The organism is Noviherbaspirillum pedocola, from assembly GCF_016632335.1.
In the GTDB taxonomy this organism is placed as follows: domain Bacteria; phylum Pseudomonadota; class Gammaproteobacteria; order Burkholderiales; family Burkholderiaceae_D; genus Noviherbaspirillum_A; species Noviherbaspirillum_A pedocola.
Window position 1 is genome coordinate 197,757 of record NZ_JAEPBG010000004.1, and the last position, 13,943, is coordinate 211,699.

Annotated in this window: 14 protein-coding genes; 5 read left to right on the forward strand and 9 right to left on the reverse strand. The window is 63.3% G+C overall.

Features of this window, described 5'->3' with window-relative positions:
- The first annotated feature begins 211 nt into the window (after positions 1-211).
- From JJB74_RS11860 to JJB74_RS11870, 3 genes are read left to right on the forward strand one after another with little or no spacing between them, the layout of a single operon-like run.
- Positions 212-964, forward strand: a complete 753-nt coding sequence (locus tag JJB74_RS11860) for a peptidylprolyl isomerase (RefSeq protein ID WP_200592081.1) — start codon at positions 212-214, stop codon at positions 962-964.
- Between the two features lie 32 nt (positions 965-996).
- Complete coding sequence (locus JJB74_RS11865) at positions 997-4,056, forward strand: peptidase domain-containing ABC transporter (protein ID WP_200592082.1); 3,060 nt, start codon at positions 997-999, stop codon at positions 4,054-4,056.
- Positions 4,053-5,348, forward strand: a complete 1,296-nt coding sequence (locus JJB74_RS11870; RefSeq protein WP_200592083.1) for a sigma-54 interaction domain-containing protein — start codon at positions 4,053-4,055, stop codon at positions 5,346-5,348. Before JJB74_RS11865 ends, JJB74_RS11870 begins: the two co-directional genes overlap by 4 nt.
- Positions 5,349-5,429: 81 nt before the next feature.
- Here the strand turns inward: JJB74_RS11870 and JJB74_RS11875 are convergent, their stop codons facing one another.
- The 5 genes from JJB74_RS11875 to JJB74_RS11895 all read right to left on the reverse strand — a co-directional run bounded on the left by JJB74_RS11875 (position 5,430) and on the right by JJB74_RS11895 (position 7,579).
- Entirely contained in the window at positions 5,430-6,200 is a 771-nt protein-coding gene (locus tag JJB74_RS11875; RefSeq protein ID WP_200592084.1) for a PP2C family protein-serine/threonine phosphatase, read from the reverse strand.
- Between the two features lie 75 nt (positions 6,201-6,275).
- Positions 6,276-6,572: a hypothetical protein gene (locus tag JJB74_RS11880; protein ID WP_200592085.1), complete on the reverse strand. Its 297-nt coding sequence runs from the start codon at positions 6,570-6,572 to the stop codon at positions 6,276-6,278.
- Between the two features lie 36 nt (positions 6,573-6,608).
- Entirely contained in the window at positions 6,609-6,866 is a 258-nt protein-coding gene (locus JJB74_RS11885) for a hypothetical protein (protein ID WP_200592086.1), read from the reverse strand.
- Between the two features lie 70 nt (positions 6,867-6,936).
- Positions 6,937-7,230, reverse strand: coding sequence for a hypothetical protein (locus tag JJB74_RS11890; RefSeq protein ID WP_200592087.1), 294 nt, complete (start codon positions 7,228-7,230; stop codon positions 6,937-6,939).
- A 43-nt stretch (positions 7,231-7,273) separates the two neighbouring features.
- The gene (locus JJB74_RS11895; protein ID WP_200592341.1) at positions 7,274-7,579 is read right to left on the reverse strand and encodes a hypothetical protein; all 306 of its coding nucleotides are present in this window, start codon (positions 7,577-7,579) and stop codon (positions 7,274-7,276) included.
- A gap of 635 nt (positions 7,580-8,214) precedes the next feature.
- Here JJB74_RS11895 and JJB74_RS11900 point away from each other — a divergent pair.
- Complete coding sequence (locus JJB74_RS11900) at positions 8,215-9,912, forward strand: methyl-accepting chemotaxis protein (RefSeq protein ID WP_200592088.1); 1,698 nt, start codon at positions 8,215-8,217, stop codon at positions 9,910-9,912.
- An 87-nt stretch (positions 9,913-9,999) separates the two neighbouring features.
- Here JJB74_RS11900 and JJB74_RS11905 read toward each other — a convergent pair whose 3' ends face one another.
- The 4 genes from JJB74_RS11905 to JJB74_RS11920 form a co-directional block, all read right to left on the reverse strand.
- Complete coding sequence (locus JJB74_RS11905; protein WP_200592089.1) at positions 10,000-10,227, reverse strand: hypothetical protein; 228 nt, start codon at positions 10,225-10,227, stop codon at positions 10,000-10,002.
- 155 nt (positions 10,228-10,382) lie between these two features.
- Positions 10,383-10,646 (reverse strand): hypothetical protein, encoded by a 264-nt coding sequence (locus tag JJB74_RS11910; protein ID WP_200592090.1) that lies wholly within the window; start codon positions 10,644-10,646, stop codon positions 10,383-10,385.
- 70 nt (positions 10,647-10,716) lie between these two features.
- Entirely contained in the window at positions 10,717-11,007 is a 291-nt protein-coding gene (locus JJB74_RS11915) for a hypothetical protein (protein WP_200592091.1), read from the reverse strand.
- 52 nt (positions 11,008-11,059) lie between these two features.
- Positions 11,060-11,359: a hypothetical protein gene (locus tag JJB74_RS11920; RefSeq protein ID WP_200592342.1), complete on the reverse strand. Its 300-nt coding sequence runs from the start codon at positions 11,357-11,359 to the stop codon at positions 11,060-11,062.
- Positions 11,360-11,774: 415 nt separating this feature from the next.
- On the opposite strand from JJB74_RS11920, the gene JJB74_RS11925 reads away from it, so the two are divergent.
- The gene (locus JJB74_RS11925; protein WP_200592092.1) at positions 11,775-13,847 is read left to right on the forward strand and encodes a serine/threonine-protein kinase; all 2,073 of its coding nucleotides are present in this window, start codon (positions 11,775-11,777) and stop codon (positions 13,845-13,847) included.
- Positions 13,848-13,943: the final 96 nt, after the last annotated feature.

The following is a 13,943-nucleotide window of genomic DNA, read 5'->3' on the forward strand; positions in this document are numbered from 1 at the left end:
CTGCCTCACCGATTGCGCCAGGCCTGAAACAGATTGACCGGCTCTACCTGCTTCCGGTTCCCTGCCGCGCGGCAAGAGGTCGAGCGAGCCGGCATGCCGGCACTATTGATGTACGTCAGTCGGATTGCAACCGAGGCCTTGCCGCGCGCGTATCGGCCCTGCGCCGCGCTACTCTTGGCGTGTTGATGGCGTCCGCATAAGGAACAAAGCCATGTCCGCGATCGTGCGTATCGATGACCAGACCATCGGCATCGAAGACTTCGTGAAGACCCTGAAACTCAACGGCCAGTTCGAAAGTCTTGTCGAGCAGCTGGTGCGTGACCGGATCACAGTACTGGCGGCCAAGAAGCGGGGGATTGCGCTGCCGCCGGATGAGGTGCAGGAGCGCGCCGATCAGTTTCGCCGCATCCAGGGCCTGCATCGGGCCGCGGATATGAACAATTATCTCGATGCGCTCGGCGTATCCCTCGATGAATTCGAAGCCTTCATCGTCGACAGCCTGTACCAGGAAAAGATGATGGAGGAAGTCTGCAGCGACGCTGCCGTGGCGGAATACTTCCATCTCCATTCGCCGAAGTTCGACAGCATGGAGGTCAGCCATATCCTGGTCGACTCGGAGGGCAAGGCGAAGGAAATCCTGGCCTGCCTGGAAGACGATCCGGATGCCTTCGCCGACATGGCGCTCGAGCACTCGCTGGCCGAGACGCGCGAGCATGGCGGCGCTATCGGCCGGGTCCTGCGCGGTTCGCTGCGCGGCGACATCGAAGCGCGTGTCTTCAATGCCAATGCCGGCGAAGTCATCGGCCCTTACGCCACGCCGGACCGTTCCCTGTTCGAGATCTTTCGCGTCGATGCGCGGCATCCGGCAGCGCTTGACGAAGACACCGCCGCTGAAGTGCGGCGCCTGCTGCGCGAAGAATGGTTGCTGGCGCGGGCGCAGGAACACATCATCGAGGCGCGTTAGCCACCGTCACTCACACCTTCACTGCAGCGCGCATGGACGCCGCCTCTCCACAGCAGGCCCTGGCCGACTTCCTGGGCGGGGTCGAAATCCTTTCCTCCTTCACGCCTGCCGAGCTCGAACAGCTCGCGCGGCAGGCGCAGACGCGGGCGTGCTCCTTTGGTGACACGGTGTGCAATGCCGGCGCGCCGGCCGCCGGCTTGTACATCGTCAAGTCCGGCTCGGTGCGGGTTTTCACCGAGGAGCACGGCAAGGAAATCAGCATGGGGGTGAAGAAGGCACCCGAAGTCTTCGGCGAGCTGGCGATGCTGCGCGAACATGCGCATGAATCCTCGGTACGCGCGGCCGCGCGCACCGAACTGGTGATCATTCCGAGGGAAGCGTTTGCGCCTGTCATTGCCGGTAATCCGGCCGCGCAGGATTACATCACCAGTTTCGTGGCCATCAGTTCTGCCGGCGGCTTCGTCACCCGGCTGTTCGATCTGCGCGGCAAGGTCGATCGCGCCGAGCTGGAAGAATTCGTGCGCAGCGTCGGCGTCAAGCGCATCGCGGCCGGACGTGAAGTCTTCAGGCAGGACAGCCGCGACGACCGGCGCCTGTATGTGGTGCGCCGCGGCGAGGTGCGACTGGTACGCAATGAAGGCGGCAACGACTATCCATTGGCCACGCTGCGCCAGGGCGAGGTCTTCGGCGAGAAGGCTTGCCTGCTGCGCCAGGAGCAGATGGCGACGGCCATCGCCGCTACCGACACCACACTGCTGGTGATACCCGAGCGCACGGTGCACCAGATTCTGGGGCGCAATCCGAAGCTCAGGGAAGCGCTGGAGGAACGCATCCGCTACATCGAAAGGGAGCTGGACCGGCAGAAGCGCCTGGCAGAACGTCGCGGCGGCAAGGTGCAGCTCGATCTGGCATCCAGCCCGGAATTCGGCGAGAGGCTGGTCAAGCGCTTTCCCTTTGTCGAGCAGGCCGAGGAAATGGATTGCGGCGCCGCCTGCCTGGCAATGATCTGCCGGCATTACGGCATCGCGATCACGCTCGGCAAGCTGCGCGAGCTGGCCAATGTCACGACCCAGGGCGCGACCATGGATAGCCTGGCGCGGGTCGGCGAGTCGCTGGGCTTCACCATGCGCGGCGTGCAATGCACCTTCGATGCATTGCGCGGCTTCGAGCTGCCCTTCATCGCGCATTGGGAGGGCTATCACTATGTGGTGGTGTACGGCGTGTCGGCGCGGCAGGTGCATGTGGCCGACCCGGCCATCGGTTTTCGCAAGATGACGGTGGAGGAATTCGAGCGCGGCTGGAGCGGCACCTGCCTGCTCTTTACACCCGGGCAGGACATGGCGCGGCTGGCATTGGCGCGTTCACCGTGGCTGCGCTTCATCGCCTACCTGCGGCCCTATCGCGGCATCCTGCTGAACCTGTTCCTGGCCACCTTCGTGATCCAGCTGCTCGGCGTGGTGCCGCCGCTCATCATCCAGAACATCCTCGATGGCGTGATCGTGCACCAGAACATCAGCCTCCTGCACCTGCTGATTCTTGGCCTCATCATTTCCAGCGTCTTCACGCAGCTCATGAGCACGATCCGTGCGTATCTGTCGAACTTCATGGTGCGCAACATGGATTTCGCGATGATGTCGCACTTCTTCCGGCACACGATGTCGCTGCCGTTTTCCTTCTTCGCCAAGCGCAAGACCGGCGACATCCTGGCGCGCTTTCAGGAAAACCATACGATCCGCGCCTTCCTCACCGAGTCCACGGTAAGCACGGTGCTGAACCTGCTGATGGTGTTCATCTACTTCAGCATCATGTTCGTGTACAGCCTGAAGCTGACCCTGATTCTCATCGCCTTCGTGATTCCCATCGTCGGCCTCACCGTGCTGGTCACCCCACGACTCAAGCAATATGCGCGCGATGTGTTCAACGCCTCCACCGACGCGCAAGCCTTTCTGATGGAAGCGCTGGGCGGCGTGGAAACCGTCAAGGGCATGGGCATGGAACGCGCGGTGCGGCTGAAGTGGGAAAGGAAATACGTGAAGGCGCTGCAGGAGCAGTACCGGGCGCAATCCTTCCACATCGTCGTCGGCCTGGCCAGCCAGCTGCTGAACGCCGCCGTCACCATCTCCATCCTCTGGGTCGGCGCCAGCCTGGTGCTGGAGCGCGAACTGTCCATCGGCCAGCTCATTGCCTTCAATTCGCTGATGGGCAGCGTGCTGGCGCCGCTGATGGGACTGGTCGGCTTGTGGAATCTGCTCAACGATGCCGGTGTAGCGATGGAGCGCCTCGGCGACGTGCTCGACATGGAGCCCGAGCAACGGCCCGAAGACCTGTCCTCGCGCGTGGTGCTGCCGGACCTGCATGGCGAGATACGGCTGGAGAACGTCTACTTCCGCTATGGCGGCGACGACACGCCTTATGTGCTGGAAAACATCAGCCTCGAAATCCGGCCCGGCGAGCTGGTGGCCATCGTCGGCCGCAGCGGCTCGGGCAAGACCACGCTGGCCAAGCTGCTGGTGGGCTTTTATGCGCCGACCGACGGCAGGATCAGCGTCGACGGCTATGACATGAACATCGTCGACAAGGATTCCTACCGGGCGCAGGTCGGTTATGTCATGCAAAGCAACCTGCTGTTTTCCGGCACCGTGGCCGCCAACATCGCCAGCGGTGACGACAGCCCGGACCGGCGCCGCATCGAGGAAGCGGCAAAGATGGCCGATGCGCATGCCTTCATCAGCAAGCTGCCGCTGGGCTATGAGCAGGTGGTCGGCGAACGCGGCATGGGCTTGTCCGGCGGGCAGATACAGCGGCTGTGCATTGCCAGGGCGCTGTATCACGATCCGCGCCTGCTGGTTTTCGATGAAGCGACTTCGGCCCTGGATACGCAATCCGAGAGCAACATCATCGGCAACATGAACGAGATCCTGAAGGGTCGCACCGCGGTGATCATCGCGCATCGGCTCTCCACCATCATGCGCGCTGACAAGATCCTGGTGCTGTACGAAGGCGCGGTGGTGGAGCAGGGCCGGCACGACGAGCTGGTGGACAGGCGCGGCATGTATTACCAGCTGGTGCAGAAGCAGTTGAGCACGGCATGAAGATCCTCGACCAGCCGCCGGCGCCGCGCTCGGCCCTCTCCTATGCCGGGCTGATCGAGAAGATCGAGATCATGCGCTCGTCGCTGCGCTGGGCCACGCGCCTGGAGCGGGCCGACATCGAGAAGCTGTTGCGGCAGTCCGGCGCGCTGCGCGATGAAGTGATGCAGCTGTCGCACAAGGAGCGCTTCGTCGCCGCGGCCACGGGAGAAGGCCAGTCGGTCAGCGTGCTGGCGGCCGCATCGGCGCCGGGCGCGCGCCGCCTGGCGCTGCGACAGCGCAGCTTCGTGTTCGAGGGCACCTTCGGCGATAACCCGCGCCTGCTCGATGCGCTGGAGATCGCCGAGAAGGCCGCGCCGACCGATCTGCCGGTGCTGATCGATGGCGAAAGCGGCACCGGCAAGGAATTGATGGCCAAGGTGATCCATGCCAATGGCGCGCGCGCGGACAAGCCCTATGTGTCGGTCAACTGCGGCGCGATACCGGAGAACCTGATCGAGTCGGAACTCTTCGGCCACAGGAAGGGCGCCTTCACCGGCGCGGCGGCCGACCGCCGCGGCAAGTTTGAAAGCGCGCATCGCGGCACGATCTTCCTGGATGAGATCGGCGAGCTGCCTCTGCAGGGACAGGTCAAGCTGCTGCGGGTGCTGCAATCGCATGAGATACAACGGGTCGGCGCCGATGATGTGATCTCGGTGGATGCCCGCATCGTCGCGGCGACGAATCGCAATCTGCGTCAGCTGATTGCGCAGGGCAGTTTTCGCGAAGACCTGTTCTATCGCCTGAGCGTGATTCATGTCAGCCTGCCGCCGCTGCGCGAGCGGCGCGACGAAATCCCCTTGCTGTGCGCCTATTTCAGCGACGAGGCGGCCGAAGCGCTGAAGCGCGCGCCGATGAAGATGACGCCGCGCCTGCGCGACTTCCTGCTCGGCTATACCTATCCGGGCAACATCCGCGAACTGCGCAATCTGATCTATCGCCTGTCCTGCCTGGCCGGCGAGGTCGCGGACCTGGCGCATCTGCCCGAGGATATCCGGCCCGGTATGCGCGAGCGCGAGCTGAATGTTCCGGCGCGGCGCGCGGCCGACGCGGTCGCGCCGCCAGCCTCGCTCGCCGATGCCAGGCGCGTGGCCAGCGACGAAGCCGAGCGCGCCTTTCTCGAGCGCGGCCTGCGCGAAGTTGGCGGCACCGTGACGGAACTGGCGCGCCGCTGCGAAATGAATCGTTCGCATCTGCAGATGCTGCTGAAGAAGCATGGATTGCATTCGCGGGATTTCCGGCCGCGCAAAGCTTGAGGGTGCTTGTGTGCGGGTCTTGCGGAGGCGTCTGCCCTACGGAAGATCGTCGCTGTACATGGTCCGCTAGCGTTCCAATCCTCACACCGCCGGATTGAGCACTGTACTTTCCTGCGCGGCCACATCCTCGGCCATGATCACAACCACTGACACATTGTCCCGACCGCCATGGGCCAGCGCGAGATCAACCAGGCCCTCGGCCGCACGATGGCAGTCGTGGCAGGCGAGCAGGCGGGCGATCTCCTCGTTGCCGACTTCATTGGAAAGGCCATCGCTGCACAGCAGGAACATGTCGCCGGCCGAGACATCGACGAGACCGTCTTCCGCGTCGAGCGGCTCCATCGCGCCGATGGCACGCGTGATCAGATTGCGCGCCGGATGGCTCGCTGCATCCTGCGGCGACAACGCGCCGCGGGCCACCAGTTCGCCGACCACGCTGTGGTCGCTGGTGAGCTGCGTCAGTTGTCCATCGCGAAAGCGGTAGATGCGGCTGTCACCGACCCACAGATACGCGCAGCGATGATTTGCCGCGAGCAGTACCACGACAGTGGTGCCGATGGTGCCCACATCGCGTAGTGCGGCTTCCATCTGCAATTGATGATTGACCGATTGCAGTCGCTCATGCACCTCGGCCACCGCTTGCGTCAGCCCCGGCGCGGCCGGCATGTGCTCCAGGGTATCGATCGTGACGCGGCTGGCCATGTCGCCTCGGCTGTGCCCGCCCATGCCGTCGGCGACGGCCCACAAGCCGCGTTCCGGGCAATCCAGCAAGGCATCTTCATTGATTTCACGCACCGCGCCCGGATGGGATCGCGACGCGGATAGCCATCGAAGGGAATTCGCATGCGCCATGGCGTTCTCCGCAGCGGGTCGCTCGTCTCCTTGCAGTATAGAGCGCCACCGTGCGGCTGCGGCGCAGCGATATGGCTATGGTTTGATATTCATGCTGCGTTGATCCACGGCGAGGCTGATCTGCGCGTTCGGCGCGGTGTTGCTGACGTCTATGCTTTGAAACTGGTTGTTCATCTGCTGAGCGAAGTAGTTGTTGGTGACCTCAAAGACATTGATGACGCCGCCAAAGCCGCCATCACTTGCCATTGTCGGGACATACGGGCGTATCCAGCCGTACACCCAGCCCGCGCCGCCGCCGCCGCGGATGGATGACATTGCGCCCGCTTGCAATTCGCTTGCGAGGGGAAGATCCCGAATGATGAGCTCAGCCATGATGACTCTCCGTCGCCGATGAGGAAGGAATGCGTTTCAGAACCGCGGCAGCGCCAACGCATTGAAGCCGATCTGGGTGGGGCGGACCTGCAGGCCGCCGAGGTCGACGCCGGGGCCGATGATGCTGTGGTTGAGCACGGCCACATGCTGCTCCATGTTGTTGGTCTGGGCCACATTGATCGGGATGTTGATGGCGATGCTGGGGCTGCCCGCAGTGCCGCCACGGATGGCGGCCATGGCGCGGCGATCCAGCGTGGCGTCCGGGGCGATGTTGCGGATGACGAGGGAAGACATGGCGAGATTCCTTTGCGTTATCGAGGGCGCCGGCCGGGATGGCCGGCGCACGGGTTTGGATAGCTACGGTTCAATAGCGGCCGACGTAGTTGCCGGCTTGCTGGTTGTTCCAGGCGCAGATGTCGCCGCCGAAGACGGCGGAGCCATTGCCGGTGGCGTTTTGCTGACACTGCGTATTGGCCTGGGCGATGTCGACGGTGGTGGAATGGCTCACCGGCTTGGGTTCGCAGTACTCGTAGGACGGCATCTTGAAGCAGCTGCTGTAGCTGCTGAAGCCGCGGCCGGTGCCGCCGTGCACCTTGTTCATGGCTTTGTCGTCCAGGGTTGCGGCAACGGACAGGTCCTTGATGTTGAGGGCGTTCATGCTGTTCTCCTTCGATTGAATGTCGTTAAAAGATGGCGATGCTTCAGCCCGGCACGCGCAGGCCGCCGAAGCCGCCAAGCACGTTGAAAGCCTGCTGATTGTTTTCAGCGGTGATGCCGCCGCCAAACGTGGCCGAACCGTTGCCGGTGTCGTTCTGCTGGAACTGCTGGTTTTGCTGCTGCGCGCTTACCGTGGTGGTCGAGCTCACCGAAGGCTTGTACTCGTACGGATGGCAGGAAGGCATCTTGAAGCAGCTGCTGTAGCTGCTGTAGCCACCGCGCACTGCGCTCATGGCTTTGCCGTTCAGTTCTTCGGCGATGGACAGGTCTTGGATGATCAGGGTGTTCATTTGCGTTCTCCTTCAGGTGGTTTGCTTGCCGGGTTGAGTGAGCTTTTCGTTGCGCTCGAACTCTCTATCGCATGGACTGTGCCAGCCCTTGGTAAATAGGGCGTTCTGGATGCAAGTCATTGAAGTAAAAGGGTAAATCCGCCGGGTGGATACGAGGAGCCATATCGGCGCCGTCGTGCCTGCTACCAGGGTGCCGGCTGGTGGCCAACACCGCCCTGGCAAGCTGTCGGCGCAAAACGAACACTGCGAATCGGATGCAGGCAGTCACTCCACGCGGCCGCGATGCCAGCGGTGCGTGCCGGAAGGTCTATCCGCGGCGCCGTGCGGCATGGCATGAACAACATGCACACTGCCTGCTCGTTCCAAGCCGGCAGCATGTTCCATACCAGAAACTATAGCGGTTTCCAATAGGAAATTATCTAGGCCCAAAGTCGAAAGAATCCGAGTGCGTCGCACGAGGGACTGCCGCATAGTGCTCGCCTGAAGAACTGGCCCTTTGGGCTGCGTGTTCCGCAGTTGCGTCACTACCTGTGCGCATCCGCATGCAGCCTGGCGCCGAGAACGCTTCGATGGAGCCGTCATGGCATTCACATCTGCTGCAGGTGTGGACTATCCAACATGAAGACGAACGACATATGAAACTGAACAATCTCAAGATCGGCACGCGGCTGGCGCTGGCCTTTGGCACGATTTGCCTGCTGTTGGTCGGCATTATTCTTTTCAGCGCGATGATGCTCTCGCGCGTGAACGCCAATACCACTGACATCGTCGACTTGCGCCTGCCGCGCATCCAGGTGTCCTACGCGCTCGGCGGCCGGGTCAATGACGTTGCGCTGGCCCTGCGAAATCTGATGCTCGCTCGTGACAAGGCGGATGCGCAGAAGCAGATTGAAACGATCGCCGCCGCGCGTCGCGAAATCAATGCGAACTACGAGGAGCTCAAGAAGCTCATCGTGCTGCCCAAGGGTAAGGACATCCTGAAGAAGATGATGGAGTCCCAGGAGCAGTATGTGGTGAAGGCCGATCGGCTCATCGCCATTGTCAATTCAGGCACGGCGGACGAAGCGCGCGCCTATCTGAACAGCGACCTGCGTCCGGTACTGGCGAGCTACAAGAGCAGCATTGCCGAGATGATCGAGTTCCAGGTCGAGCTGACCAGAAAGAGTGGTCAGGATGCCGAGCGCGGCTATCACGACACCCGCAATCTGCTGCTGGGCATAGGCGCAGCCATCGTGGCGCTTGCCGCATTCCTTGGCTTTCGGATCACGCGCTCCATCACCCGTCCGCTGGCGCAGGCGCTGGAAGTGGCCAACACGGTGGCGGACGGCGACCTGAGCAGCCGCATCGAAGTACGTACCAGCGATGAAACCGGCATGCTCCTGGCGGCGCTCAAGCGCATGAACGAAAGCCTGGTGACGACCGTGACCGAGATCCGCCGCGGCACTGAAAGCATTGCCACCGCCTCGGCCGAAGTGGCGTCGGGTACCCAGGATCTGTCTTCCCGCACCGAGCAGCAGGCTTCCTCGCTGGAGGAAACCGCTTCCTCGATGGAAGAGTTGACCTCTACCGTCAAGCAGAATGCGGACAACGCGCGCCAGGCCAATGCGCTCGCCGAAAGCGCATCCACCTTCGCCGCCAAGGGAGGCACGGTAATCAGCGAAGTGGTAGACACCATGGCCGAGATCAACGAGTCGGCGCGCAAGGTGGTCGACATCATTTCCGTGATCGATGGCATCGCGTTCCAGACCAACATCCTGGCGCTGAATGCCGCGGTGGAAGCGGCGCGCGCCGGCGAGCAGGGCCGCGGTTTTGCCGTCGTGGCTTCCGAAGTCAGGACGCTGGCGCAGCGCAGCGCCAATGCCGCGAAGGAAATCAAGATGCTGATCGATACTTCAGTGGAAAAGGTGGACAGGGGCAGTCGCCTGGTCGGCGAAGCCGGCACGACGATGAACGACATCGTGCAAAGCGTTCAGCACGTGACCGACATCATGGCCGAGATCACTGCCGCCAGCGCGGAACAGACCGCCGGCATCGAGCAGATCAACACCGCCGTCGCGCAAATGGATCAGGTCACGCAGCAGAACGCGGCGCTGGTCGAAGAAGCTGCCGCGGCGACCGAATCGATGCAGGAGCAGGCTGGCCGGCTGGCGCAGGCGGTGGCGGTATTCAGGGTGGATGGCGCGCAGCACGTCGTTGTGCAACAGCTTGGCGCGCGTGCGGCGCCTGCCCCGGCGTTGTCCGGCCGGTCGAAGGCGCCAGCCCTGCGGCATTCCGCTACCGGTTCTTCCGCGCCGAAACGGGTTGCGGCTGGTGGTGATTGGGAAGAGTTCTGAAGTTCCTGAAGTAATCGGTACAAGGCGATGACGACGCGGGCCCTTCATGGGCCCGCGTTGCCTTTGCAGCGCCGTGGTGCGCGTTGGCTATTTGCGGCGATCAGGCGCGCTTGATGGCACCGCGCGGGATTGGCCGCCCGCGGACCGGCTACGCTGCACGCCGCTTGGAAAATCGACGATGCGCGCGCCGCGTGCGAACGCGGGACCAAGATTGACGGGCCGGCCGCGCAGGCGTGCGCCGCCGATGATTGCAGCCATGGCTTCGTGGTCGAGATCGGTGTTTTCCGTCAGGTCACGGATGATGAGGCTGGCCATGAGGCATTCCTCCATGAACGATGAAAGCCCGGGCACACGAGCCGCATCGGCAGGCATGCCCGGGGACATGAGAACAGCTTATGCAAGGTCGGTGTTCATGCATTGACATGGATTCATTCCTGCCTCTGCGTGATAGCGACCGCGGCGCCGGCCGTTCAGAGAAAGCGTGGCGGCAGCGCCAGCGCATTGAAGCCGATCTGGGTGGGGCGGACCTGCAGGCCGCCGAGGTCGACGCCGGGGCCGATGATGCTGTGGTTGAGCACGGCCACATGCTGCTCCATGTTGTTGGTCTGGGCCACATTGATCGGGATGTTGATGGCGATGCTGGGGCTGCCCGCAGTGCCGCCACGAATGGCGGCCATGGCGCGGCGGTCCAGCGCGGCGTCCGGGGCGATGTTTCGGATGACGAGGGAAGACATGGCGAGATTCCTTTGCGTTATCGAGGGCGCCGGCCGGGATGGCCGGCGCACGGGTTTGGATAGCTACGGTTCAATAGCGGCCGACGTAGTTGCCGGCCTGCTGATTGTTCCAGGCAGCGATGTCGCCGCAGAAGACGGCGGAGCCATTGCCGGTGGGGTTTTGCTGATACTGGGTATTGGACTGGCAGATGTCGACGGTGGTGGAGTGGCTGACCGGCTTGGGCTCGCAGTACTGGTAGGACGGCATCTTGAAGCAGCTGTTGTAGCTGGAGCCGCGGCCGGTGCCGCCGCGCACCTTGTGCATGGCTTTGTCGTCCAGGGTTGCGGCAACGGACAGGTCCTTGATGTTGAGGGCGTTCATGCTGTTCTCCTTCGGTATCGGTTCGGGATGGTGTATGGCTGTCGGGCTGGAATCAGAAGCGCAGCATGTCGCGCATCGGCGAGTAGCCGGAATCGACGACATTGAATGCCTGCTGATTGTTGTAGGCCTGGATGCCGCCGCCAAAGGTGACCGAGCCATTGCCGGTGGCGTTCTGCTGAGTCTGGCTGTTGCCCTGCGCGAGCGAGACATTGGTGGTGTAGCTCGAGGCCGGATGCTCGCCACTCAGTGACGGCATCTTCCAGCCGCCATAAAAGCCGCCGCGCACTTCGCTCATGGCCTTGGCATGCAGTTCTTCGTTGATGGACAGGTCTTGGATGATCAGGGTCTTCATTTGCGTTCTCCTAGAGGTTGCTTGCTTGGGTAAGTGAGCCGGTTGTTGCGCTCGATCTCTCTATCGCATGGACCGTGCCAGGACATGCCTCATTCGGGCCGGATCACGCAATCCATTGAAAACATGAGGGATTTCGAGAGGCGTGGCGTCTGTGTGCCGCTTATCGCGGCATGCTTGCGCATGCGGGTGACGCAGCGCATCCAACACGCCGGATACGACTGTCGCATCGGGCCCAACACTCGCATGACGCAAGACCTGAGTAGCGATGTTGCGACGACGTCGAGTGCGCGCAGCGATCTTGTTGCACCTCAAGCAGCCGCAAGCGCGGCGTGGAGCCATCGTCGCTGAAGATGCTCCAATGAAGGGGCTTCCCGGGCACGGGAAAGGCAAAGTCCTGAACACGGGGCATATACCCATGGCTAGTCTCGCGGACGCGATTCATACCTTCCAGAACGGCGGCCTGTCCCGCAATGCCTTCCTTGACCGCGTCGAAGAGCTCCTGTCCACGGGGGAGCAAGACGTTCAGGCGCTATTCGCCATGCTGCGGCAGGCCGAAAGCCAGCAACGCCTTCCCGGCGACCTCTATATCGAACTGCAGCGGCGCATAGGCCGCCATGCTGCGCGACGCAGTGCTGGCGCGGACCGCGGTTCATCGCTGCAAACGCGCGTCGCCGCACCGCGATCGGTGGTGGGCGCCGACCAGGACAGCTGGGACGGCGCGCAGGCGGCGCCGGAGGGCGAGCGCATCAAGGGCGTGGGCGACATTCTCAACGGCCGCTTCGTGCTCGAGGAATGCATAGGCTTCGGCGGCATGGGAACGGTGTACAAGGCGCTGGACCTGCGCAAGCTGGAAGCCTCGGACCGCAAGCCGTATATCGCGATCAAGGTGCTCAATGTGCATTTCCGCGGCCATCCGCAGTCGCTGATCACGCTGCAGCGGGAAGCGAAGAAGGCGCAGGAGCTGGCTCACCCGAACATCGTCACCGTGTACGACTTCGACCGCGACGGCACGACGGTCTATCTGACGATGGAATATCTGTCCGGCCGGCCGCTGTCCCGAGTGCTGCGCGAGCCCGGCTTTTCCGGGCTGCCGTATGCCGAGGTGGTGCGCATCGTCGGCGGCATCGTGAAGGGTCTTGCTTATGCTCATGAGCGCGGCTTCGTGCATTGCGACCTGAAACCGGCGAATGTCTTTCTGAGCGAGCGCGGCGAAGTGAAGGTCATCGACTTCGGCATTGCGCGCGCCTTTCACAAGCCGGAGAACGACAGCGAGGCCACGGTATTCGACCCGGGCAGCCTCGGTGGATTGACGCCGGCCTACGCCAGCCCGGAAATGCTAGAGCGACTCGAGCCGGATCCGCGCGATGACATCTATGCATTGGCATGCATAGCCTATGAACTGCTCTGTGGTCGCCATCCCTTCGACCGCCTGCCTGCCTTGCAGGCGCGCCATGCCGGCATGAAGCCGCAGCGGCCCAGGAATCTCGGTCTGCGCCCGTGGCGCGCGCTGAAGGCGGCGCTGGCTTTCGAGCGCGAGCGGCGCACGCCGACGGCCGAGGCTTTCCTGCGCGGCTTTCGCGGTGAGCGCAGCGGTGTGGAATACCTCGGCTACGCGGCCGGCGTGGCCGTGCTGCTGGTGGCGCTCGGCGTAACGCTGAAGACCTGGCATGGCCGCGCCACGCCGGCTAGTCAGCCCCAACCGGCACCGACTGAGGCTGCAGCGCCAGCGGCGCCGCTCCCTGCGCAGGCATCTACCGCCCCGGCATCCTCCGTTCCCGCGCCGGTGTCTACCGCTCCCACCATCGTGCCTGCGCTCACGATGGCGTCGGTGATACCGGTGCTCGGCGAAGTGCCATGTTCCGCGCTGCTGCCCGAGCTGCACGGCAATGCGCTGCGGGTTCGCGGCTTTCTGGCGCAGCGTTATGGCGAAGCCAGACTCAGGGAGAAGCTGGCCGCCATTCCCGGCGCCCAATCAGTGGACCTCAACGTGGAAACCATTGATGACGATAAATGCGCACTGATGGCGGCGCTCGGACCCTACTGGGTGCGCAGCCGTCAGGCCGGCAACGCGGTGAACGTGCGCATCAGGGCGGCCGGCGGCGCCTTGACCGAAGGCGACCGGCTGGTGCTGGATATCACCACGCCGGCATGGGATTCGCAGGTCTATCTCGATTACTACGAGCTTGACGGCAACGTGCTGCACATGGTGCCGAGCCCGCGTGCGCCGCAGAACGGCGCGCCGGCCGGCCATGCGGCCACGGTAGGCAATGCCGGCGGCTGGGTCATTTCCAAACCCTTCGGCAAGGAGATGATCGTGCTGCTCACGGTGCCGGCGCCGCTGTTTGCCGGCATGCGCGCCGAGCAGGAACCTGCGGCAACCTACCTGGCAACGCTGGAGAAGCAGTTGGCGCAGATGAGGTCACGATACGGGCCGGACAAGGTGGGCGTGGATTTCGTGCAGTTGAGGACGGCGGCCAAGGGACGATGAGATGACTTGGACGACTTGGGGCCACCGCTCGATGGCGCCGGGGAGCGATGAGAACATGTACATGCGGCATGCGGCGTTGGGCTGCCAAGTCCATCA

Coding starts and splice junctions, on each gene's coding strand:
- JJB74_RS11925 (WP_200592092.1), top strand. CDS start 11,775: ATGGCTAGTCTCGCGGACGCGATTCATACCTTCCAGAACGGCGGCCTG.
- JJB74_RS11865 (WP_200592082.1), top strand. CDS start 997: ATGGACGCCGCCTCTCCACAGCAGGCCCTGGCCGACTTCCTGGGCGGG.
- JJB74_RS11860 (WP_200592081.1), top strand. CDS start 212: ATGTCCGCGATCGTGCGTATCGATGACCAGACCATCGGCATCGAAGAC.
- JJB74_RS11900 (WP_200592088.1), top strand. CDS start 8,215: ATGAAACTGAACAATCTCAAGATCGGCACGCGGCTGGCGCTGGCCTTT.
- JJB74_RS11905 (WP_200592089.1), bottom strand. CDS start 10,227: ATGGCCAGCCTCATCATCCGTGACCTGACGGAAAACACCGATCTCGAC.
- JJB74_RS11870 (WP_200592083.1), top strand. CDS start 4,053: ATGAAGATCCTCGACCAGCCGCCGGCGCCGCGCTCGGCCCTCTCCTAT.
- JJB74_RS11910 (WP_200592090.1), bottom strand. CDS start 10,646: ATGTCTTCCCTCGTCATCCGAAACATCGCCCCGGACGCCGCGCTGGAC.
- JJB74_RS11875 (WP_200592084.1), bottom strand. CDS start 6,200: ATGGCGCATGCGAATTCCCTTCGATGGCTATCCGCGTCGCGATCCCAT.
- JJB74_RS11920 (WP_200592342.1), bottom strand. CDS start 11,359: ATGAAGACCCTGATCATCCAAGACCTGTCCATCAACGAAGAACTGCAT.
- JJB74_RS11895 (WP_200592341.1), bottom strand. CDS start 7,579: ATGAACACCCTGATCATCCAAGACCTGTCCATCGCCGAAGAACTGAAC.
- JJB74_RS11890 (WP_200592087.1), bottom strand. CDS start 7,230: ATGAACGCCCTCAACATCAAGGACCTGTCCGTTGCCGCAACCCTGGAC.
- JJB74_RS11880 (WP_200592085.1), bottom strand. CDS start 6,572: ATGGCTGAGCTCATCATTCGGGATCTTCCCCTCGCAAGCGAATTGCAA.
- JJB74_RS11915 (WP_200592091.1), bottom strand. CDS start 11,007: ATGAACGCCCTCAACATCAAGGACCTGTCCGTTGCCGCAACCCTGGAC.
- JJB74_RS11885 (WP_200592086.1), bottom strand. CDS start 6,866: ATGTCTTCCCTCGTCATCCGCAACATCGCCCCGGACGCCACGCTGGAT.